Here is a 24,134-nt window from a genome sequence, read left to right as displayed (position 1 = left end):
TATCTATTGCTATATTGAGCAAATCTATTATTATAATATTCAATAATACCTTAACAAATTGCCAAACTTAGTTTAATTTATAATGAACATCAGCTTCCTCTAACGCGGTAAGCAACTCTGTACTAATATGAACCTTCTGCTTTCTACTTATTAAATTCACCTTAATCTCTTCGCTCATTTCATAAACAACAAAATTCAAAGCGTGATCTCCTTTATGCGTTGTCATCGTGTCTTTCAGGACTCGGATACGATCTTCTTGCAAATTATCAATATTGAGTTTTATCGTCAACTTCCTTGCATACGCATCCATAACATCCTGTAACAACATAAAACTATTAAACTGTATTCTCGGATCACCTTTTTTTCCGGTTTCCCTGTTAACCCACCCATCTTTCACATATACTTTTATATATGCGAATGAATTTATCATTAGAAAATGCCTAAACTTTAAATACTCCTCACCAAAAATTCGGAATTCAAAAGAATCAGTATAATCTTCTAATGTGAAAGCTGCCCATCCTTTTCCATTTTTCGAAATTCGATGTTGCACATCTGATATTACACCGGCAAACGATAGCTCTCTACTTACATAATCTGGTAAGTTGTGCACGCAAGAAACATTGGCATTACAAAAAGATTTAATTTCCTTCTTAAAGTCATCTAAAGGATGGCCAGATATATAAATACCTACTACTTCCTTTTCTCTACGGAGTTTTTCCATAGTAGCCCATTCTTCACAATGTGGAACTTCTGGCTCTGGAATTTGCACCTCACTAGCTTCACCAAATAAACTTACTTGTGATGAATTTGCATTCTCTTGAAATTTTGCACCATACTTAACAACTTTTTCTAAAAAAGTAATACCGTCGTTTTCAGTAAGAAAATATTGCGCTCTATTTACTCCAAAAGAATCAAAACCACCAGCAACAGCAAGATTTTCGAAAGCCTTTTTATTCGCAGCTCTCAGGTCTAATCGTTTGGTCATATCAAAAACAGACCTATACGGACCATCTTTTCTATTTTCAACGATTGTCTCCACTGCTGAACGGCCAACTCCTTTTATTGCACCCATACCAAAACGTACAGCACCTTCTTGGTTAACTGCAAATTTGTAATATGATTCATTCACATCTGGACCTAAAACAGTTAATCCCATGCGCTTACATTCTTCCATAAAGAAAGTAACCTGCTTAATGTCGTTCATATTATTCGACAGCACAGCAGCCATATATTCTGCAGGATAATGCGCTTTTAAATATGCAGTTTGATATGCAATATATGCATAGCAGGTTGAGTGACTTTTATTAAATGCGTAAGCGGCAAAAGCTTCCCAATCTTTCCAAATCTTCTCCAGTATGTCTCTAGGATGTCCGTTATTTTCACCACCATCTAAAAACTGAGGTTTTAATTTCTGTAGCAAGGCAAAAATCTTTTTACCCATCGCTTTTCGCAAAACATCAGCATCACCTTTCGAGAAGCCAGCTAATTTTTGCGAAAGCAACATCACTTGCTCTTGATAAACGGTAATACCATAGGTCTCTTTTAAGTATTCTTCCATATCTGGTAAGTCATACTTAATTTCGGCTATTCCGTTTTTACGCTGAATAAAGGTTGGAATATATTCCATTGGCCCTGGCCGGTACAAGGCATTCATGGCAATTAAATCATCAAAAACAGAAGGTTTTAAATCCTTCATATGTTTTTGCATCCCAGGCGATTCGTATTGAAATATACCTACTGTATCTCCTTTTTGGAAAAGTTCATAGGTTTTCTCATCATCTAAAGGAAAATCATCTGGCACCAAATCAATACCATGTTTTGCCTTTACAATCTTTACTGTATCCTTAATTAAAGTCAGGGTTTTTAATCCAAGGAAATCCATCTTCAACAATCCAGCACTTTCAACTACCGAGTTGTCAAACTGGGTCACATATAAATCTGAATCTTTCGCAGTCGCTACCGGAACAAAATTTGTAATATCATCAGGGGTAATAATTACACCACAAGCATGAATACCTGTATTTCGCACAGACCCCTCAAGCATTCGGGCCATGTTTACAGTTTGTGCTTCTAGGTCACTTCCTTCTGAAATATTTAATAATTCATTGACTTTTTCTAAATCATCGGAACGAAATTTCTTTTTTAAATCTGCTTCTGAAACACCAAATATTTTACCCAGTTTTGACATAGTGGGTATTAATTTGGCAATTCTATCAGCATCACCTAAAGGCAAATCAAGCACCCTAGCCGTATCTCTAATTGATGACTTTGCAGCCATCGTACCATACGTAATTATCTGAGCCACTTGATTGGCGCCGTATTTATTAATTACATAGTCCATTACACGACCCCTACCCTCATCATCAAAATCAATATCAATATCAGGCATGGATACACGATCCGGATTTAAAAATCGCTCAAAAAGTAAATCGTATTTTAATGGATCAATATTGGTAATTGTCAAACAATAGGCAACAACAGACCCAGCTGCCGACCCCCTACCAGGACCTACAGAAACATCCATCTTACGAGCTTCTCGAATAAAATCTTCTGTAATCAAGAAATAACCCGGATATCCTGAATTTCTTATCGTATCTAATTCAAAATCGATACGCTCCCTAATTTCAGGAGTTATTTCGGTGTATCGCTTTTTAGCACCTTCATAGGTTATATGACGCAGATAAGCATTTTCACCTCGGTTACCACCATCTGCATCTTCTGCAACTTTGAAATCATCTGGAATATCAAATTTGGGAAGTAACACATCACGTGCCAACTCAAAAGGCTCCACTTTATCAACTACTTCTTGAACATTTGAAATAGCTTCCGGCAAGTCTTTAAAAAGTGCCTTCATTTCATCAGAAGACTTGAAATAATATTCTTGATTTGGTAGACCATATCGATAACCTCTACCCCTACCTATTGGTGTGGCTTGCTTCTCTCCATCCTTTACACACAAAAGAATATCGTGTGCTTCTGCATCATCCTTGGCACAGTAATAAGTGTTATTAGTGGCCACCAATTTTACTTCATGTTTTTTCGCTAATGGAATCAAAACCTGATTTACACGATCTTCATCTTCTTGACCATGGCGCATTAACTCTACATAAAGGTCATCTCCAAATTCTTGTTTCCACCAAAGCAACGCTTCTTCAGCTTGGTTCTCACCAACATTTAAAATCTTCCCAGGAACCTCACCATACAAGTTTCCAGTAAGCACAATGATGTCATCTTTGTATTGTTGAACTATTTTGCGATCAATACGAGGAACGTAATAAAAACCATCTGTATAGGCAATAGATGACATTTTACATAGGTTTTGATAGCCATTTTTATTCTTTGCCATCAATACTATTTGATAGCCATAGTCTTTTACATTTTTATTCAAATGGTCATCACAGACAAAGAACTCGCAACCAATTATAGGCTTTAATGTTTTCCCATCTGCTGGTTCGCCATGTTCCGCTGCAATTTTATTCTTTTCTGCTACCGTTTTATTATGCGCTTTCACCTCTTTTACAAAATGAAAAGCCCCCATCATATTTGCATGATCCGTTAAAGCTACAGCAGGCATATCATTCTCAGCCGCTACTTTTACTAGACTCTTTATATTGATGGTACTTTGTAAAACAGAAAACTGTGAATGGTTATGTAAATGAGAAAAAGGCATCTCTGCCAAACTCTCAAGATTTTCTTCTATTTCTTCGGTTGAAACACTTACGGTAGCCTGTTCCCATAATGCATCTGCAATTTTCTTAGATGCCTTTTTTAAATTGATATGTTTTAAACCAATTAACTCAATTTCCTGAGGATTAGCCTCAGAGAAATTCTTAAAATAGTCTGGTTGAACATCTAACTGTTCTAATGAATATTGTTTTTTACGAATAAGCTCTAAAAAACAACGTGTAGTCGCCTCTACATCAGCAGTTGCATTATGCGCTTCTGAAAACGGTTCTCCAAAAAGAAATTCATGTAATTCGGTAAGCGTTGGTAACTTAAATTTACCTCCTCTACCACCAGGTATTTGACAAAGTTGTGCCGTATGTTCTGTACAGGTATCTAGTACTGGAAGTTCTTGTAAGGGATTCTCAACTCCTAATCGGTGATATTCAGCACCCATTATATTTAAATCAAAACCCACATTTTGTCCCACAACAAATTTAGTTTGAGCCATGGCTTCATTAAATTTTTCCAAAACCTCAGCTAAAGAGATACCCTCTTTTTGGGCTAGCGCAGTAGATATTCCATGAATTTGTTCCGCATCATATGGTATATTAAAACCTACTGGTTTTATCAAATAATCTTGACTATCAACCAAATTACCCATTTCATCATGTAACTGCCAAGCTATCTGAATACAGCGCGGCCAATTATCAGAGTCGGTAATTGGAGCATTCCAACGCTTTGGAAGTCCAGTTGTTTCAGTATCAAAAATTAGGTACATAAAGTATATTCTATCGATTAAGAAGCCACCGTATTTTCGAAAAAACACTGCGAAAAAAAGTGCCTATAAAAATAGGTAAAAGAGACAATTTTAAAAAAGGTATTTGTCAGGAGTTATTAACGTATAAAAAAGATTCGTTTTTCACTCTTTACAAATATTTGGTATCTTCAATTTTTAATAAAATCAAATTGATGAAAAACCTTTTCACCCTACTTTTAATTACCTGTTTTTATTCTAGTTTAAAAAGTCAAGAAACAACCCAAAAACAACCTAATTTCATAATTATCTTTACAGATGACATGGGATACGGAGATTTAGGTGTTTATGGCCACCCAACGATAAAAACCCCTAATCTCGACAGAATGGCTTTTGAGGGTCAAAAATGGACTAATTTTTACGTTGGCGCTAGTGTTTGCACTCCAAGTAGAGCAGCCATTCTAACTGGCAGGCTGCCTATCAGAAGTGGAATGACTAGCAAAAAACAACGTGTACTTTTCCCTGATTCAAAAAATGGATTACCAGCCAACGAAATCACTTTAGCTGAGCAATTGAAAAAAGTCGGCTATAATACAGCTGCAATTGGAAAATGGCATCTTGGCCATAAAGAACAATATCTACCCACCAATAACGGTTTTGACTATTATTTTGGAATTCCATATTCCAACGACATGGATTTATTGCCTGGAGATGAATTTAAAAATTACTGGAACCGATCTTATGACTCCATCGAACCTGCACATTTTAATGTTCCACTAATGCGAAACACAGAAGTAATAGAGCGCCCTGCAAATCAAAACACTATAATAAAACGCTATTCAGAAGAAACTATTAGCTACATAAAAGAAAACAAAAACAAGCCATTTTTTGTTTATTTAGCACACAACCTCCCCCATGTTCCTTTATTTGTTTCTAAAGAGTTTGAAGGCAAGAGCAAAAGAGGATTATATGGCGACGTGATAGAAGAAATTGATTATGGAGTTGGCGAAATACTAAAAACATTAAAAGAAGAAGGACTAGCGGAAAATACATATGTTGTTTTTACATCGGATAATGGTCCATGGCTACCATTTAAACTACATGGAGGTAGTGCAGGCTTATTAAGAGCAGGCAAAGGCTCTACTTGGGAAGGCGGTATGCGCGAACCAGCAATATTCTGGGCTCCTGGCAGAATTAGGCCTGCGGTCATTTCAGACATAGGATCTACAATGGACCTCTTTGCAACTTTTAGCAATCTAGCTGGCGCCAAATTACCTAAAGACCGTATTCTAGACAGTCATAATTTAGGTCCAGTTTTATTACAACAAAAAGATAGTCCTAGAAAAAGCATCATTTATTATCGTGGCAACGAGATTTATGCGGTACGCTTGGGCGACTATAAAGCTCATTATATAACACAAGGAGTTTATGGACAATTTGGCGAACGTGAAGAACACAACCCTCCTATATTGTATAATCTAAGTCATGACCCAGGCGAACAATTTGATGTTGCAAAAAATCACCCTGAAGTTTTAAAAGAGATTCAAAATTTAGCTGAAGCTCACATAGCCAATTTAGTAGCCGGAAAAGACCAATTAGCAGAACGAGAGTAGTTGTAACCTTATACTATTTTAAGAGAAATTGTCATTTACAAAAATCAATATTCCAATTAATTACTCGTATTTGCCATTCTTTATACTTAATAGTTGTCATTTTAAAGAAATGAATTATATTTGCAGCCCTTTAACGAGGAGAAAATATAAAACGAATTAATAATCAGGGTCGGGCACCCTACAATTTAATGTGATATGCCAGTAAAAATTAGACTTCAAAGACACGGTAAAAAAGGAAAACCATTTTATTGGATCGTAGCAGCAGATGCACGTTCTAAAAGAGATGGCAAATACCTTGAAAAATTAGGAACATACAATCCTAATACTAACCCTGCAACAATTGATCTTAGTATTGACGATTCTGTAAAGTGGTTGCAAAATGGTGCACAGCCAACAGATACTGCCAGAGCAATTTTATCATACAAAGGTGTTATGATGAAAAAACACCTATTAGGCGGTGTGTCAAAAGGAGCTTTTTCAGCTGAGCAAGCAGAAGAGAAATTCAATGCATGGTTAGAAGAAAAAGGGAAATTAGTTGGCGCTAAAGTTGATGGCTTAGAAAAAGCTAAAGATCAAGCGAAAGCAGAAGCTTTAAAGGCTGAAAAAGAGGTAAACGAAAAACGTGCCGCTGCTGCAGCTGAAGCAGAATTACCTGAAACTCCGGAAGGCGAAAGTGCTGAGGCAGAAGTTGAAGCAATCGCTGAAGTTACTGAAGAGCCAGCTGCAGAAGCTCCTGTATCTGAAGAAGCAGCTAAAGAAGAAGAATAAATTGCAAAACGATGCGCAAAGAAGATTGTTTCTATCTCGGCAAAATCGTTTCAAAATATAGTTTTAAGGGTGAGGTTCTTGTAAAACTGGATACCGACGAACCCGAAATTTACGAAAACATGGAATCAGTTTTTATTCGTCTTAAGACGGATAATCTGGTTCCATTTTTTATTAAAAGTTGTCGTCTTCATAAATCAGCATTACTTCGCATCGATTTTGAAGATATAAACGACGAACCTAGTGCAGACCGCATAATGGGATCAGAGCTATTTCTTCCATTAGCATTCTTACCCAAGCTTACTGGTGATAAATTCTACTTTCATGAAGTCGTTGATTTCACACTTATAGATTCCGTTCATGGAGACATTGGTACCATCACAGGAGTAAACGACAATACTTCGCAGGCATTATTTGTAGCAATGAAAGGTGACAAAGAATTGCTGATTCCAATAAGCGATGATATCGTCAATAAAGTTGATCGTACCAACAAAACAATTCACATTACAACTCCCGAAGGTTTAGTAGAATTATATCTTGGAGACACCATATAACTTCATCTCCTTCATCGACCAAGGATATTCTTCTTGTGTCTCGTCTTTCAATTCTGAAGTTTGAATTATTTTTAAATATTTAACCTTTACCGCGTTAAATGGAATAGCTATACTTGACTGATTACAAATACCTTTATCTACCGTGCTCCAATTATTACCATCTATAGAAACTTGCAACTCATACCCTCTTGGATAAGTTGGCAAAGGTGGTGGTGAACCTTCCCGCCAGCCTTGAGATATTCCTGGAGAAACAAATCTTAATTCCGAAACCACAACTGGCTCTGGTAATTCTATCTGAAACCACATGCCCTTTTCTTGATTTACACCAGTTGTCCATCCTTCAAAATTAAACGCACCGGCAGCTGAAGCAGATCCTCCAACTCGAGTTTGCTCTGCATGACTAGCAGAAATTTTCCAATTTTCACTAGGCACCATTAGCTGAGGTACAGAATTAATCAATTCTTCATAATGATAAAAACCGTCTTGATTATTTGTCTTCAATCGTATTTTAGCTACTTCCGCCTCGCTTACCACGGTAGCTTCATTTGAAAGATTCGTTCGAATATAAGAAGCTATTGAAGCAATCCAATCATCGGTTTGCTCTTTATTACCCACCATTATTCCAGCAGGATAGGTTTTCCCATTTAATGGACCTTCTAACCCATATAGCAGGGTTTTAACTACATATTCAGGATGCCCTTGCACACGTTTTGACCCAGCTAGTGGTGGTGCCATTATTAAGCCTTCACCAATTGGAGCGCCAAAACCATCTATACCATGACATTGCACACAAAGCTCATTGAATATGACCTGACCTTTGTTCAATTGATTCTTCTGTATATCAGTTACACTTGCTCTCGAATCGTCCCACCAATTTTTAACTTCTTCTGGATTCAAAATTTGACTTCCGATTGTCTGTACTCCCTTCGCTTTATTTAATTTAAGCACTGGTTTTATTGCAGCCTTTAGCCCTGAAACCTCTAATACATTACTTGTTAACATGGCCTGAATAGCAACGTCAACATTTTCATCGGCTATCAACTTCAAATAAATATCACCGAAAGACTTGTCGCCAGCCTTATATAAAGTTTCGCTAGCACGCATCGCCTGTATGCGCATCCGAGAATTAGAATCTTTCAGCAACCCAACTAACAATTCAGATTTTAATGAACCCAGACCTTCCAAACACCAAAGTGCATGAAAACGAGCTAAAAGATTATCACTCTCTTTAACTATTTTTTCCAATTCAAGCGCTACACTTTTATCTTTTGACAAAACAATAAGCTGTTGTGCTTTATCGCGCCACCAACCATTCTTATGTGCTAAATACTGAATAAGTTCAGCCGGTTTCTTATCTAACATATTTGGCTTCGTTTTATTACGACTAAAATCATCATGTGTAATTCTCCAAATACGACCAAGACCAATTACCTTATCCAATTGATATTGCTTAATTTTTGCTCTTAAATATGTGCCTTCTTGTGCCCAATTACCTTCTTGAATTATTCCGTGATACATGTCAGTGACATATAATGTTCCATCAGGTGCAGTTGTTAAATCCACAGGTCTAAAAAGTGGATCTGTAGATTTCAAAAATTCCGATTGCACATCTTGATATGCATTATGTAAAGTCGTAAGCCCTTCCTTTACCACTGGATCTACTTGACGTACAATACGAGCAACTGGCTCACCATAAAAAAGCTGCCCATACATTTCTTTTGGCAAGCGATCCCCGCGATAGATATCATTACCTGCAGCACCCGTCACCCTCATAGGACCTCCGGTTCTTTCACTAACGCGATCCATACCTTCTTGCAAATCGGCAACCTTTACCTGTGCTCCCCATGGCTCTTCAAAACCCACAGCATAGTTTTCTTCATATTTAAAATTTCCATAATGCACAGGGAATTGAAACTGAGAAGGCAAACCACTTGCTCCTCCTAAAAATGAAAGTTTCCCATCATCATCATGTGTAACCCCCCATTGAGCTCTATTGAAACCTGTATTTTCACGGACCATTCCGTTGTCTGTTTCTCTAATTCTAAAGGCGTTATAAGTACTATACAACCAATTGTCCATGTTATAATACATAAAGGCTTGTTGATGTTCAACATTACCCGATCGCCCATAATTATCAGTGAAAAATTCCTTTTTATCAGCCTTTCCATCACCTGAAGTATCGGTGTATTTGTATACAATATCAGCGTCAGATTCCATGGTTAAGACACAGTCTTTTCCGTAAGGCAATACGAAGCGCGGAAAGATAAGCCCATCAACAAATACGGTTCCAGTTTCATATACTCCATCATCATTCGTATCCTCCCAACGCGATATTCTACTAGTAGGTTCTAAGGTTTTATCCGAGTCAACTGTTAGCATGTAAGTTCGTAATTCCAAAACAAACATTTTACCATCACCGTCAAAGGCAATTGCCCCAGGTTGTTCAATCTGCGGCTCAGTTAGGATTGGTTCAATATGATATCCTTCTGGTAAAATAAATTTTTTAGCTTCTTCTTCCGCTCGCAAAGGAAGAATTGGTGCTTTTGGCTCTAAATCGATACCAGCCCAATCATCAGAAGTAACATCTACTTCCTCTGGTATTATTATTTTAGGGAACGAATCAGACATAGCGCCAATTACTTGATCAACAGGATGTGGTTGCTTTTCTTTTGAAACACAACTGCTAATCAATACAATAGCAATAAATAGATAGAAAATTTTGGAAGCGAATAAATTCTTTGACATTTTAGGATACATGTAAATGGAAGAAATAGTATTTAATCTTGTTTTATCAACGAATGAAAATAAGTATATTCAATGCAACTAACAAGCTTATACAATTGAAATGACAACCTTAAGTTTTATAAATAAATACACCTTTCTCCAATATAGTTTGGTAGTCCTACTCTTCTTTAATTCTTCATGTAAAGAGGCACAAAAAACAACTCCAGCAACATCGGAACCTCCAAATATTGTTATCATATTTACCGATGATCAAGGGTATCAAGATATCGGAGCTTTTGGCTCTCCAAATATTCTCACACCTAATGTGGACCAGATGGCTAAAGATGGTGTAAGGCTAACAAGTTATTATTCCGCACAACCCATTTGCTCTGCTTCTAGAGCTGGCATTTTAACTGGATGTTACCCAAACCGAATTGGAATTCACAATGCTCTTGGTCCTGGTAGCCCAGTTGGTATTAATTCAAATGAAACTACCATTGCAGAAATGCTAAAAGCGATAGGATATAAAACTGGAATTTTTGGAAAGTGGCATTTAGGTGATGATAAAAAATTCTTACCTACCAGACATGGGTTTGATGAATGGGTAGGAATTCCGTACTCAAATGATATGTGGCCACACCATCCTTGGCAAGGCACAGTTTTTAATTTCCCAGCACTTCCTTTATATCAAAATGAAACCGTAATCGATACTCTTGAAGACCAATCTCATCTTACTACATTACTTACTGAAAAAAGTATTGATTTTATTAATCGCAATAAAGACAATCCTTTCTTTTTATACGTGCCGCATCCACAGCCTCATGTACCTCTTTTTGTTTCTGACAAGTTTAAAGGAAAATCTGAACGCGGATTATATGGCGATGTAATAATGGAAATAGACTGGTCTGTAGGTCAAATTATTGAAACTTTGAAAAAGAATGGTCTTGAAGAAAACACCATGATTATTTTCACATCTGATAATGGCCCATGGCTAGCTTATGGCAATCATGCGGGAAGTGCATTGCCGTTTAGAGAAGGAAAAGGTACTGCATGGGAAGGGGCGCAAAGAGTACCATTTGCAATAAAATACCCTAACAAACTTTCCGCTAACAGCACTTTAAATACGCCTATCATGGCTATTGATATTTTACCGACCATTGCAGAAGTGACAGGAGCAAATCTACCCGATAAAACAATAGACGGTATGAGTGTTTGGAAAGTATTATCGGGTGAAAGTATTGACAGCCCACAAAAAGCCTATTTCTTTTATTACCGCGTGAATGAGTTAATGGGCGTGCGCTACGACAAATGGAAACTATATTTTCCACATAGATATAGAACAATGAACGGGCAAGAACCCGGCAAAGATGGACTACCTGGGGATTACAGAATGATTGATATGGAAGAAATTGAATTGTATGATGTCGTAAATGACGTTAGTGAAACGAAAAATATAGCGGCGGAAAACCCAGAAATAGTTGAAAAAATAAAACTTTTAGCAAACGGCATGCGTGCTAGATTAGGTGATTCTTTGTTAGAGTTAGAAGGCAGTGAAACAAGAGAACCAGGTAAATTAGACTCTGAATAACCAGAACGAAATAGGAAAATGATTAAAAGAAGAAAATTCATAAGCACTGCGTTGGGTGCGTCTGCCGCCCTAACTATTCCTCACACTACTTTTGGTGCCGCAAAAAAAACAGAACATAGAAACCTTTTACCCAAACAGCTTAAAAAGGGGGATACAATAGGCTTAATTGCACCCGGATATGCCATTTCTACAGAAATATTAGAAAATACCATAAAAACACTAAAACGCATGGGGTTCAAAACCTACCATACAAACCGTATTCTTGGTAATCATGGTTATTTTAGCAATTCTGACACAGCACGTGCTACCGATGTAAATGAAATGTTTAGCAACCCAAATATTGATGGAATTCTTTGCGCCAGAGGCGGCTATGGTTGCACTAGAATAATGCACCTACTAGATTATGAATCTATAAAACTGCATCCTAAAGTACTTATCGGATTCAGCGACATTACTGCCCTTATAAATGGCATTCACAAAGAAACAGGCTTAGTTTGTTTCCACGGACCTGTCGGCAGTACTCTAGATGACGCTTATAGTATTAATAAATTAGAAGATGTATTAGTAAAACCGAAAGACAGTTTTACAATAAAAAATGTAATTCTATTGGACAATAAATTGAAGAACAATAGCGTATATGAACGCTACACTATTACAGAAGGAATAGCTACAGGAAGATTATCAGGAGGAAGTTTAACATTAATAAATGCCCTTATTGGCACACCTCATGAAATTGACTTTACCGATTCTATCGTTTGCATTGAAGATGTAGAAGAAGCACCTTACCGAATTGACCGAATGCTTACGCAACTGATTCATGGTAAAACGTTTAAAAATGCTGCAGGAATTGTTCTAGGTGTTTTTGCAGGATGCGACAAACCGAAAACATCAAAATCTTTCACATTAAAAGAGGTATTAATGGATTGTATAAAACCATTAGGAATCCCAGCTGTATACGGAATGAGTTTTGGTCATATTGAAAACAATTTCACTTTCCCGATAGGTATTCAAGCAAAACTGAACACGCACAAAATGAGCCTTGAGCTTTTAGAAAAAGCAGTTCAATAAAACTATCGATTATTCTATTTTTACATTTAAACTCAAAAAACAGCATTTGAAACAGCCATTTAAATTCAAACAGTTTTCTGTAAATCAGGACCAATGCGCAATGAAAATTGGCACAGATGGGGTTTTATTAGGAGCATGGGCAACTCTAAGAAATGATTTAAACTCTATTTTAGATATTGGTTCTGGCACTGGGATACTAGCCCTAATGTTAGCACAGCGATGTGACGCAGAAACTATTGATGCCATTGAAATTGACGAAGGCGCTTATGAGCAATGTGTTGATAATTTTGAAGCTTCTGATTGGTCAGATCGTATGTTTTGTTACCATGCGGGTTTTGACGAACTACTTGAAGAAATAGAAGATAAATATGAATTAATAATATGCAACCCTCCTTTTTACGAACCTCCAACTTCAAATACTAAAGGAGATGTTACTCATGATTCATCAAGAAAAAAAGCGAGATTTTATGATGCTCTCCCCTTCGACGAACTTATAAATGGAGTATCCCTTTTATTAGAACCTCACGGTACCTTTGCAACTATTATTCCTTTCGATGAAGAAGAGAATTTTATTGCATTGGCAGCACTGCACAACTTATTTCCTAAGAGAGTTACTAGAGTAAGAGGAAATGAAAAATCTAAAATTAAAAGAAGCCTTTTAGAATTTACCTTTATAGCGCAAGAAAGTGAAAAAAGTGAATTAATTATAGAAATAGAAAGACATAAATACACATCAGCATATATTGATCTGACTAAAGATTTTTATTTAAAAATGTAACAATTTGTACAGCTAAAGTTGCGTTTCATAACTATATTTGATAAAAACACGCCGACATGAAACCGGATCTTTTTGAAGCACCAGACTATTATAATCTCGATGATTTACTCTCAGAAGAACATAAACTTGTTCGCGATGCTGCGCGACAATGGGTAAAGCGAGATGTCTCACCAATCATTGAAGAATATGCTCAAAAGGCAGAATTTCCTAAACAAATAATTAAAGGTTTAGCTGAAATTGGTGCTTTCGGACCATACATACCAACGGAATATGGCGGTGCTGGATTAGACCAAATTAGTTACGGAATTATCATGCAAGAAATAGAACGTGGCGATAGCGGTGTTCGTTCAACAGCATCAGTACAGTCTTCCTTAGTAATGTATCCGATTTTCAAATATGGCACTGAAGCTCAGCGAAAAAAGTATTTACCAAAATTAGCTTCAGGTGAATTTATGGGGTGTTTTGGGTTAACAGAACCTAATCACGGTTCGAACCCAAATGGAATGGAAACCAAATTCAAAGATATGGGTGACCATTATCTTTTGAACGGTGCTAAACTATGGATTTCAAATTCTCCTTTTGCAGACATTGCTGTAGTATGGGCAAAAAATGAAGATGGTAGAATTCACGGACTTATTGTTGAAAGAGGCATGGAAGGGTTTTCAACTCCTGAAACACATAACAAATGGTCGTTAAGAGCATCTGCAACAGGTGAATTAATTTTTGACAATGTAAAATTACCTAAAGAGAATCTTTTACCAGGCAAAAATGGCTTAGGTGCACCACTTGGATGTTTAGACTCGGCACGATATGGTATTTCATGGGGTGCAATAGGTGCTGCTATGGATTGCTATGATACAGCATTACGGTATGCTAAAGAACGTGTACAATTTGGAAAACCTATAGCTGCATTTCAATTGCAACAAAAGAAGTTAGCCGAGATGATTACCGAAATCACCAAAGCACAACTGTTAGCTTTTAGACTTGGACAACTAAAAAATGAAGGTAAAGCAACCACTGCTCAAATTTCAATGGCCAAAAGAAACAATGTGGACATGGCTATAAAGATTGCTAGAGAAGCAAGACAAATATTAGGCGGTATGGGAATTACTGGAGAATATTCGATAATGCGCCATATGATGAATCTAGAAAGCGTCATCACTTATGAAGGAACGCATGATATTCATTTATTAATAACAGGAGCTGATATTACTGGCTACCCTGCTTTTCAATAAGAGACATATAACTAATACTTTTCGTAAGTTAATAACAATTCATCATCAGCAATTTGCGGATCATCAACTGCAGTAAGTTCAAGTTTATCGCCATTTACAACGTAAGAAAATTGTTGGCCAGATTCAAGAATAATTACATTTCCTTCAACAGAATAATCACCAGAGCCATTGCTTAAAAATTTAGGTTCTGCAGAGTTTTCAATATTCAAGCTACTACCGACAAAAGTAATTTTATGCGAATTAAAGTCAACATCTTCCTCAAAATAACAGAAACATACAGCATCAGTTAAAATCCATTTTCCTTCCAATTCTGTATTAATTACACCAACATTTTCTTTTGTACAAGAAGACAATGTTAGGATTAATACTAAAATGGCGGTAATTCTCTTCATTCTGTCAAAGTGGATGGTTATAATAACAACGTAAAAAAGCATTTAGAAATTATGCGTGACACCAACTTTTTATCAATAATATGAGCTTAGAAATCAATTTTGCAGCTTTTCACAACAGAATAGTAGTGTTTCACATCATTTTTTTTATGCAATTAGATGCTGTTCGTATGTTTGACATGTAATTAAAAACGAATAAAATTTTTTCATTTTCATATAGTGTTCTCGTAAAAGAGCTCCGATCGTAAGACGGGGCTCTTTTTAGTTTACAGCCATTTTAATCTTGTATTGCAAGACTCTTTAACGATTTAAGCAAAAAGATCTAAAATCGGCTTTCCATGTCCATCTGGGGTCGTATAAAAAGGTCGACCCTCAATAGTATAATTTGTTTGCGAATCTATACCAAGCGCATGATAAACCGATTGATGTATTTGATCTATCACTACAGGGTTTTCAATTGAAGAACAAGGTCGCTCATCAGCTGTTTTACCATATACTAATCCTTTTTTTATTCCTCCACCCCACATTAAAACAGAACTACCATCTGTAAAATGACGGTGCATTCCATAGAATTTTTCATCTTCAATAACATCTGGTTGATTTACTTGATCTTTCACCTTTAATCCAGGTCGTCCCTCCATAATAGCATCACGACTAAATTCACTTGCCAGAATAATTAGTGTACGATCTAAATACCCTGACTCGTCTAAATCTTTAATTAATTGAGAAATTGGTCGGTCAATTAATTCTTTCATTTTAGCTGCTCTCAAATGTCCATTTTCATGTGTGTCCCAGCCTAAAAAAGGTTCATATTCTGTTGACACACTAATAAAACGACCCCCATTCATAGCTAATCGTTTTGCCAAAAGGCAACCCAAACCAAATCTACCAGTATTATAGGTATCATATGTTTCTTTTGATTCTTCTGAAAGATCAAAGACTTTTGCTTCAGGCGAATTCAATAGTCGATAAGACTGCTCCATGGAACGCATTAAAGATTCGCGCTGGTAATCACTACCATTTTCCATTACTTGACTATTATTAGCTAGTTCTTTATACAATTTATATCTCGCTTCAAACCTTTTCATTGACATCCCTTGAGGAGGACGTACACTGTCAAGTCCGGTTGATGGATCAGGAATTAAAAACGGGCCAAATTCAGTACCTAAGAATCCTGCTGAGTGAAAAGCTTTTAACTCCTCCGCCTCCCCAACAGTAAAACGTTGCCCCATTGCTATAAAAGGAGGAATTACATCATTCATTGGACCTAATTCTTTTGCTATCCATGCACCCAAATGTGGCGCCTGAACCGATTGTGGTGGCTCATAGCAAGTATGCCAATGGTACTGATGTCTCGTATGTAAAATATGACCTAAATCAGCAGATTTATATGATCGAATAATTGCCCCTTTATCCATAACACTTCCGATTCCTTCAAGACCCTCGGAAAAATCTAAGCCATCTACAATAGTAGGTGATTTTGGAAAAGTACTTAACACCCTTTTACTTTCTACTCCTTTTTCGTACGGAACATAAGCCTTAGGGTCAAAAGTTTCTGTGTGCGCCATGCCACCAGCCATCCATAATAAAATTACAGTATCGGCCTTCGAAGCTATAGCTTCAACGTTGCTACATGAGCTTAGAAAGCTGGCCGCAGGAATCGTTGTTGTTGCCGCACTAAGACTGGCAGCCGTCATTTTCTTAATAAACGCTCTTCGAGACTCGTTACTTTTAGAATTCATCTTAATAAATAAATTGAAATTCAGGTAAAATCAATACGGACCAAAATAAATCTTGCACCGTTTCTTTATCTACAGTATTGCCAAATGCATCAACTATTATTTTTTTCTCTTTTGATGTCGGCTTTCTGCCTAATAATTTTTGATATAGATTTTCCGTGATTTTCTCACTTTCATTACCCACTGTATTTAGCCAAGTAGCAGCCCCTTCATTCAAAACAGCATTAAAATATGCTCCATTAGTAAGCTCTAATGCTTGTAGTAGTGTCGCTTGCTCATCTCGTGTGGTGGCAACATTCTCTCTAGATGGTCTGCCCAGAGCCTTCATAAATGGATGTTGTTTCACCAAACTTGCTCTAGCCATTTGCTGCTCGTTTTCATCAAAACTAAATTCAACTAGTTTACCCCAGTTTGCTGAACCATAATTTTGAGTTTCTTTCCATTCTGAATCATCAAAATCTGTTTGTGTCCAATCACCTTCCGGAAGTACATCTGAGCTTTTCCAGTTTTTATCAGAATCGATATCTATTTCTTCTCCATTTGCTAAATAAAGCCTCAAACTAAACAAAACACCAGCAGGATTGGCTATTGTTCCTTCGTTATTCCCAATAATAGCAATTGTATTATTTCCACTAGTTAAATATTTTGAAACCTCAATTTTATCTACATCGCGCCAATTAGAACCATTCGCAACTTCATTACCATTAATTAGTAAGGTATACGAATGATCAACTGAGATTAAAACTTGTGCTTTTTCAATAGCGCTATTTGGCACTTTTATTTGTTGACGAAAATAGCGTTTACCAGGCTCTGGCAATACAGTTCTATCAAACTTCACCTCACGATGCCAAAATCTTTTGTACTTCATTATTTTTCCAGAAGGATCGTATTCTACTGTAGGATACATCGGTGCAATCGTTTGACTTACAGCATCTGAAAACTGCTCGGCGCTCAATCGCCGAACCACCGGACCATGAAAAACATAATCAGACTTTATCTCCTCTTGCTTAGAATAGGTTGCAGTGGATAATTGATACGTTTTAGAACTTAAAATTTGCCTCATCAAATGTTTTAAATCATGACCGGAATCTATAAAATCCGATGCCAACCAATCTAAGACATTTGTATCCCAAGGTTCATTATCCATTTCATCAACCGGCTCTACTATTCCTCTACCCATAAATTTTTGCCAAATACGATTGACAAGTGTTCGATACATTCGGCCATTTTCAGGCTTTACAATTACTTCTGAAAGCAGAGCCAAACGCTCCATTACAGTTTCAGCAGATACATCACCAAGTTCAGGGTATAAAAAACTCACCTTTGCCATTTTCCCAATAGGCTTGTCGCATCGATTGAGTTCTAAAACTGAATCTGCAAAAATTGCCGCGAAACCATACGATTGATCTAAAGTTAAGTTACTTACAAAACTATTATGACAAGAGGCACACTTAACGTTTACCCCAAGCAGTGACTGACCTATATTCTGTGCAGCTTGCATTTCGGTACGTTGACTAGCATTTACAACACCACGCCATTCGATGCCTTTTATAAAACCTTCAGACTCGGAGGTTGGATTAATTAGTTCTCGTACCATTTGATCATATGACTTATTCTGTTCTAAACTCTCGTACAACCAGTTTGTAATTTGCTTTCTTCCCCCTGTAATAAATCCTGGTCCACTATAATCATTTCGCAGCAAATCATTCCAGAAGGTCAACCAATGTTGCGTATAGTTTGTTGAATCATTTAGCAACTTATTAATAAGTATATCTCTTTTATTCGGGTTTTTATCTTCAATAAATTGGGATATATCGTTAGGATTCGGCAATAAACCCACCACATCTAAATAAGTACGACGAACAAATGCATGATCATTAACTGTTTCTGGCCATGAAACATCATTCTTTTTGAAATACACATCAATTAATTTATCCACCGGATGTTCTTCAGAACTACCTTTTGGCAAATCAGGCTTCGTAAGCGCCAAATCGGCTTCAGGAAAAACTTTAAGCGCTTGATCCGACCAATGTGCCCCATTTTTAATCCAAAGTTTAATTAAGGCAATCTCTTCAGACTTTAAAACCTTCCCTTTTTTAGGCATTACTTCATCATGGTCTGGTGAAAGAGAAATTCTTCTAAAAAGTTCACTTTCCTCTGGCTTGCCCTCCACAATTACCTCCCCAGATTCACCACCTTTATAAACCCCTTTTTTATTATCGAGTTCTAAATCTCCTTTGCGTTTATTTTCACTATGACATTGATAACAATTATGAGCGAAAATTGCTCTGACTCCTAGATTTATTTCGTCTTGTTGCGTGATGGAAAGTGAATCAACATCTTTAAACTTAGTCAACAATAAAGCTATTTTTTCATTATCATAGTCCAATTCTTTATCAGTAAAAACACTTGTTAAATAATCCTCACCATGGGTAAGGCTAGACCCCAAATGACTAGCTATAGTTAGCAATACCACTGCTATTACAAGACTTAATCGATATACCAAAAAGTTAGCTAATGTTCCCTTTATACTTTTATCTAATAAAAATGAAGAAAGTAATCCAAAAGCAGCTGTAGCAATTCCTAAATTCCGATGATTTACAACCAGTGAACCGCTATAATCATCTTGCGTACTTAGAAGCCATCCGAAAATTGCTGAAAGAATGGCAAAAGCAGCTCCCAAATAAACCATCCATTTAATACCTTCTCGCAATGAATGGCGCTTGCCTCCAATAGTGAGTAATTCTAAAAATAACGCAACAACCAAAAGACCTATCGGAAAATGGACAACCATTGGATGTAGTCGACCTAAAAATTGTAAAATCCAATGACCTTCTTCCATTCTTCTAAGTTAAGAATATTCTTGAAGTCATTGTGGTCCTGTTTCATTCAGAACAATATTATCTCAATTTGAAGAAAAGCTGCGTAATACTGTATTGTATTACACTTTTACACCTTTGCAATAGTCACTTTTATCGACTTACTAATGGGCGTCTTACTTCTATCAGCAAAATGATTATGAGGCACTAATATATTGGTTTCAGGAAAATAGGCTGCCAAATTACCCTTCGGAATGTTATAGGGAATGATTAGAAATTTATTTGCAGTTCTTAAAACCCCATCATAATTACTACTTATATCAACCACGTCGAACTTCTTCAAATTCAAAGCTGAAACATCTTCAGCATTCATAAAAAGCACTCTTCGTTCGTTATACACTCCTCGATATCTATCATTTAAGCCATAAATAGTAGTATTAAACTGGTCGTGAGAACGAATAGTCATTAACATAAATTGACCTTCTTTTAAACGATGCTCCGGCAATCTGTTAATTGTTATTTTGGCCTTTCCGTTCGGCAACTTGCTAAAATCTAAATCGCGCACATTATTTGGCAAATAATATCCAACACCCTTGGAGCGAGTCTCTGTACTTTCGAATCCCTTCACTACCTTATCAATGAAAGAACGCGTCAATTCATAATTCTCACCAAGCTCTTCCCAGTTAACTGAATGATTCCCTTGAAAATAAGCTTCTCCTAATTGTCCAATTATTTCTGGCTCACTCATTAAGTTATCTGAAGCGGGTTTCAATACGCCTTTCGATTGTGTTACACGACCCATACTATTTTCAACAGTAAAATGACGTTGCTTACCATTTTTTATATCTTTTTCAGAACGGCCGATAGTTGGTAGTATTAGAGCCGTTTTGCCCGTAACTAAATGAGAGCGATTTAACTTTGTACTTACCTGAACCGTTAATTCACAACTTTTTAATGCTTTCGCGGTATATGCGGTATCTGAGGCAGCCATTAAAAAATTGCCACCTAGACACATAAAAACTTTACCATAACCATCATGCATTGCTTTAATAGCGTCTACGGTGTCGTAGCCTTCTTCAGTTGGCGCTTTAAAACCGAGATGCTCTTCTATTCTTTTATTTAAACTTTCATCAACAAAATGCATAATTCCTACACTTCGATCACCTTGAACATTACTATGACCACGTACTGGACAAGTACCTGCGTTCGGCTTACCGATTGCTCCTTTAAGCAATAACAGGTTTATATATTCTCGTATGGTTTCTACTCCATTTTTATGCTGAGTTAAACCCATGGCCCAACAGACAACTATTTTAGTTTTGTTTGCTAATAATCGCACCAGCGCATCAACTTCATCAAGTTTTATTCCGCTTAATTCCACTAATTCATCATCCTTATACGACGAAATATCCTCAATTAAAATGTCATACCCTTCAGTATATTTATTAATGAAATCATGATCAAAAACAGATTGATTTTCAATATCTAATGCAGCCAACTTCTTTAAGACTAACTTAATTAATGGAATATCTTGATTGATATTAACTGCCAAATGTAAATCTGCAATTGATTCTGCTGAACCCAACCAACCTTTTACCTGCTGTGGATTTTTAAACTCCACTAAACCAGATTCTTCCAATGGATTAATACTTACAACTTTACCGCCATTCTTTTTACATTCTGCAAGAGCCGATAACATTCTAGGATGATTTGTTCCTGGATTTTGCCCTGCTACAATCACTACTTCAGCTTCGTATAAATCTTCCAGTTTTATTGAACCTTTACCAATACCCAAAGTTTCGCCTAATGCTACCCCACTAGACTCATGACACATATTTGAACAATCGGGCATATTATTGGTACCTATCGCCCGAGCGAACATTCCGTATAAAAAAGCAGCTTCATTACTCGATCTTCCTGAGGTATAAAAAATGGCTTCATTAGGCGAATTAAGTTTATGTAATTCACTAGAAATTAAACCGAACGCATCTTGCCAAGAAATGGACTCATAATTTATACTTCCGGGACGTAAAACTAAGGGCTCAACTAACCTTCCAAATTTATTCAGCTGATAATCTGTTAGTTGAGAGAGATCTTCTACTGAATATTTTTTAAAAAATTCTGCATCTATTTTTTTAGTGGTAGCTTCATCTGCCAAAGCTTTAGCTCCGTTTTCGCAATACTCTGCTACTTTAGAAGGCTCTTCAGGATCTGGCCATGCACAACTCGGACAATCGAAACCATCTTTCTGGTTCATTTCAAGCAACGCATTCATTGACCTTAAAACGCCCATTTCTTTGAAACCATGACGTAGCGCCTCTTTCACTCCAAGTACTCCAGCTGCCGTACGAACAGGATCTTCTAATTTAATTCCTGTGAATTCTTTTGACCCACTAATTGATACATTTCGCTTAAATTCTCGCATCCCATAAAGGTAATTATTTTGAAAAACCTTTGCCGCGTAAATCTAGTTTTTAACCTCAGCATTTTGTTTGCTAATTTTAGTACTTTTAGAACGAAACAAAATTTTAAAACCAACCCATGAATTTTAATACCAAACAACTCAATTCCTTTTCTACTTTACTAATTATTACGCTTTGCTCCGTTTTCACTATACAATCTTGTAAAGAAAAACCCAAAGAAAACAAAGAGCTAACAAATCCTGAACAAATAAAAGAGGTAGCATCTTTTAAAGCTATTTTCGACGGTGAAACTTTAAATGGCTGGAATGGAGACCCTACCTACTGGAGTGTTGTTGATGGTACCATTGTCGGCGAAATAACCCCAGAAACCTTATTGAAAACAAATACTTTTATTATTTATGAGAATGACCAGTTGGCTGATTTTGAACTAAAATTAGAGTTTAAAATATCCGAAGAAGGTAATAGCGGCATCAATTATCGCAGTGACCAATTAGACACTATACCCTTTGCTTTACGCGGGTATCAAGCAGATATCGATGGAAAGATTCGGTATACAGGTCAGAATTACGAAGAACGAAAACGTGCCACTTTAGCGTATAGAGGTGAAAAAGCAGAAATCATAGCGCAAGACAATCCTAATGAAAAAGGTTCCTTACGTGCAAATGTTAAAAATAATTGCTGGCAAAGTCGTACTGTTTTAGACCAATTAGGGGATTCGGACACTCTAAAAACTAAAATTAAAAGTGACGATTGGAATGAAGCTCATTTAGTAATTAAAGGCAACAAATTACAGCATTACATAAACGGTGTTTTAATGAGTGAGGTAATCGATAAGGATAGCATTAATAGTATGACTGTTGGCAAACTAGGCATGCAAGTACATGTTGGTCCACCAATGAAAGTTGAATACCGAAATATTATGTTGAAGGAATTGTAGAGCATTAAACGCACAGCACATTTAAATGAAAAATCTATTATTGCTAATAGTAGCAATATCAGTATATAGCTGCAAACACAAAACTGTCTCGATAAAGAAAGAAGTCCCTCAAGAACAAATGGAAAAAATCTTTAACGAGGTTAAAACCCCATTCAAATACGGGGTGATTATTGAACAGCCTGATGATAAAAAGATGGTTGACAGTCCGACTATCTTTCGAAAGAACGACATCTGGTATATGACTTATATTGTTTTTGATGGACAAGGATATGAAACCTGGTTATCAGAAAGTGATGACCTACTCCATTGGAAATCAAAAGGAAAAATATTATCGTTTACTGAGAATACTTGGGATGCCAACCAAAAAGCAGGCTACGTTTCACTTGTAAATATCGAATGGGGTGGTGACTATTCTGTAGAAAATTATAACGATAATTATTGGATGACCTATTTGGGCGGAAATACCGTTGGTTATGAAGCTGGAACATTAAAAATAGGCTTGGCGAATTCAACCTCACTAACAAAACCTAATGAATGGAATACAAATCACTCTCCGCTTTTAACTCCTGAAGATGAAGATGCGCGATGGTTTGAAAACAAAACCATTTACAAAAGCTTAGTTATTCGAGATAATGCCAAACATACTGGACACCCATTTGTTATGTATTATAATGCAAAAGGGATTAAAGACAACTTTGAAAGCATTGCTATGGCAGTTTCAGACGATATGCTTTCATGGAAACGATATGGCGAAAATCCTGTTATTACTAGGAGAAAAGGCATTTGTGGAGATGCCCAGATTGCGAAGATCGATGATATTTACGTTATGTTTTATTTTGGGGCCTTCTGGAAACCTGGAGCTTTCGAACGTTTTGCTTGTTCATACGATTTAATACATTGGACAGACTGGGAAGGTGAAGACCTAATAGCTCCTTCTGAAACATTTGATAAAAAATACGCGCATAAACCCTGGGTTATAAAATGGAATGGTGTTGTTTATCATTTTTACAATGCTGTTGGGGATAATGGTAGAGTAATAGCACTGGCAACTTCTGAGGATTTGAAGAAATAAAACTGCAACA

The 24,134-nt window shown here is 36.6% G+C and carries 15 protein-coding genes; 9 read left to right on the top strand and 6 right to left on the bottom strand.

Features of this window, described 5'->3' with window-relative positions; genetic code table 11:
* Positions 1 to 67 precede the first annotated feature (67 nt).
* Positions 68 to 4,444: a DNA polymerase III subunit alpha gene (gene dnaE / locus UH7x_RS09730; protein ID WP_482363534.1), complete on the bottom strand. Its 4,377-nt coding sequence runs from the start codon at positions 4,442 to 4,444 to the stop codon at positions 68 to 70.
* 191 nt (positions 4,445 to 4,635) lie between these two features.
* Between dnaE and UH7x_RS09725 the strand changes: the two genes are divergently transcribed.
* From UH7x_RS09725 to rimM, 3 genes are all read left to right on the top strand, one after another.
* Positions 4,636 to 6,033 carry a sulfatase family protein gene (locus tag UH7x_RS09725; RefSeq protein ID WP_482363533.1) on the top strand — a complete coding sequence of 466 codons (1,398 nt, stop codon included), beginning with the start codon at positions 4,636 to 4,638 and terminating at the stop codon, positions 6,031 to 6,033.
* 195 nt (positions 6,034 to 6,228) lie between these two features.
* Complete coding sequence (locus tag UH7x_RS09720) at positions 6,229 to 6,801, top strand: 30S ribosomal protein S16 (RefSeq protein WP_482363532.1); 573 nt, start codon at positions 6,229 to 6,231, stop codon at positions 6,799 to 6,801.
* A gap of 11 nt (positions 6,802 to 6,812) precedes the next feature.
* Complete coding sequence (gene rimM, locus UH7x_RS09715; protein ID WP_482363531.1) at positions 6,813 to 7,352, top strand: ribosome maturation factor RimM; 540 nt, start codon at positions 6,813 to 6,815, stop codon at positions 7,350 to 7,352.
* On the opposite strand, the gene UH7x_RS09710 is transcribed toward rimM, so the two are convergent.
* Entirely contained in the window at positions 7,329 to 10,097 is a 2,769-nt protein-coding gene (locus tag UH7x_RS09710) for a DUF7133 domain-containing protein (protein ID WP_482363530.1), read from the bottom strand. The genes rimM and UH7x_RS09710 overlap by 24 nt on opposite strands.
* Before the next feature lie 100 nt (positions 10,098 to 10,197).
* Here UH7x_RS09710 and UH7x_RS09705 point away from each other — a divergent pair, with 100 nt between their 5' ends.
* The 4 genes from UH7x_RS09705 to UH7x_RS09690 are packed head-to-tail and all read left to right on the top strand — an operon-like array spanning position 10,198 to position 14,745.
* Positions 10,198 to 11,664, top strand: a complete 1,467-nt coding sequence (locus tag UH7x_RS09705; RefSeq protein ID WP_482363529.1) for a sulfatase family protein — start codon at positions 10,198 to 10,200, stop codon at positions 11,662 to 11,664.
* Between the two features lie 18 nt (positions 11,665 to 11,682).
* Complete coding sequence (locus UH7x_RS09700; RefSeq protein ID WP_482363528.1) at positions 11,683 to 12,732, top strand: S66 peptidase family protein; 1,050 nt, start codon at positions 11,683 to 11,685, stop codon at positions 12,730 to 12,732.
* Between the two features lie 46 nt (positions 12,733 to 12,778).
* Complete coding sequence (locus UH7x_RS09695) at positions 12,779 to 13,510, top strand: tRNA1(Val) (adenine(37)-N6)-methyltransferase (protein ID WP_482363527.1); 732 nt, start codon at positions 12,779 to 12,781, stop codon at positions 13,508 to 13,510.
* Between the two features lie 56 nt (positions 13,511 to 13,566).
* The gene (locus UH7x_RS09690) at positions 13,567 to 14,745 is read left to right on the top strand and encodes an acyl-CoA dehydrogenase family protein (RefSeq protein WP_482363526.1); all 1,179 of its coding nucleotides are present in this window, start codon (positions 13,567 to 13,569) and stop codon (positions 14,743 to 14,745) included.
* A gap of 11 nt (positions 14,746 to 14,756) precedes the next feature.
* Here UH7x_RS09690 and UH7x_RS09685 read toward each other — a convergent pair whose 3' ends face one another.
* The 4 genes from UH7x_RS09685 to UH7x_RS09670 all read right to left on the bottom strand — a co-directional run bounded on the left by UH7x_RS09685 (position 14,757) and on the right by UH7x_RS09670 (position 22,117).
* A complete protein-coding gene (locus UH7x_RS09685) occupies positions 14,757 to 15,137 on the bottom strand; it encodes a hypothetical protein (RefSeq protein WP_482363525.1) in 381 nt (126 codons plus the stop codon).
* A gap of 305 nt (positions 15,138 to 15,442) precedes the next feature.
* Positions 15,443 to 16,876 (bottom strand): DUF1501 domain-containing protein, encoded by a 1,434-nt coding sequence (locus tag UH7x_RS09680; RefSeq protein ID WP_482363524.1) that lies wholly within the window; start codon positions 16,874 to 16,876, stop codon positions 15,443 to 15,445.
* Between the two features lies 1 nt (position 16,877).
* Complete coding sequence (locus UH7x_RS09675; RefSeq protein WP_482363523.1) at positions 16,878 to 19,715, bottom strand: DUF1553 domain-containing protein; 2,838 nt, start codon at positions 19,713 to 19,715, stop codon at positions 16,878 to 16,880.
* A gap of 107 nt (positions 19,716 to 19,822) precedes the next feature.
* Positions 19,823 to 22,117, bottom strand: coding sequence for an FdhF/YdeP family oxidoreductase (locus UH7x_RS09670; RefSeq protein WP_482363522.1), 2,295 nt, complete (start codon positions 22,115 to 22,117; stop codon positions 19,823 to 19,825).
* A gap of 116 nt (positions 22,118 to 22,233) precedes the next feature.
* Here UH7x_RS09670 and UH7x_RS09665 point away from each other — a divergent pair, with 116 nt between their 5' ends.
* Both UH7x_RS09665 and UH7x_RS09660 read left to right on the top strand, forming a co-directional pair.
* Entirely contained in the window at positions 22,234 to 23,052 is an 819-nt protein-coding gene (locus UH7x_RS09665) for a 3-keto-disaccharide hydrolase (RefSeq protein WP_482363521.1), read from the top strand.
* 25 nt (positions 23,053 to 23,077) lie between these two features.
* Entirely contained in the window at positions 23,078 to 24,124 is a 1,047-nt protein-coding gene (locus UH7x_RS09660) for a glycoside hydrolase family protein (RefSeq protein ID WP_482363520.1), read from the top strand.
* Positions 24,125 to 24,134 lie beyond the last annotated feature (10 nt).

This window comes from Aurantibacter sp. UH7 (assembly GCF_056839165.1).
The sequence above is the reverse complement of the archived record's forward strand: the minus strand, read 5'-3'. Positions and strand labels throughout refer to the sequence as shown.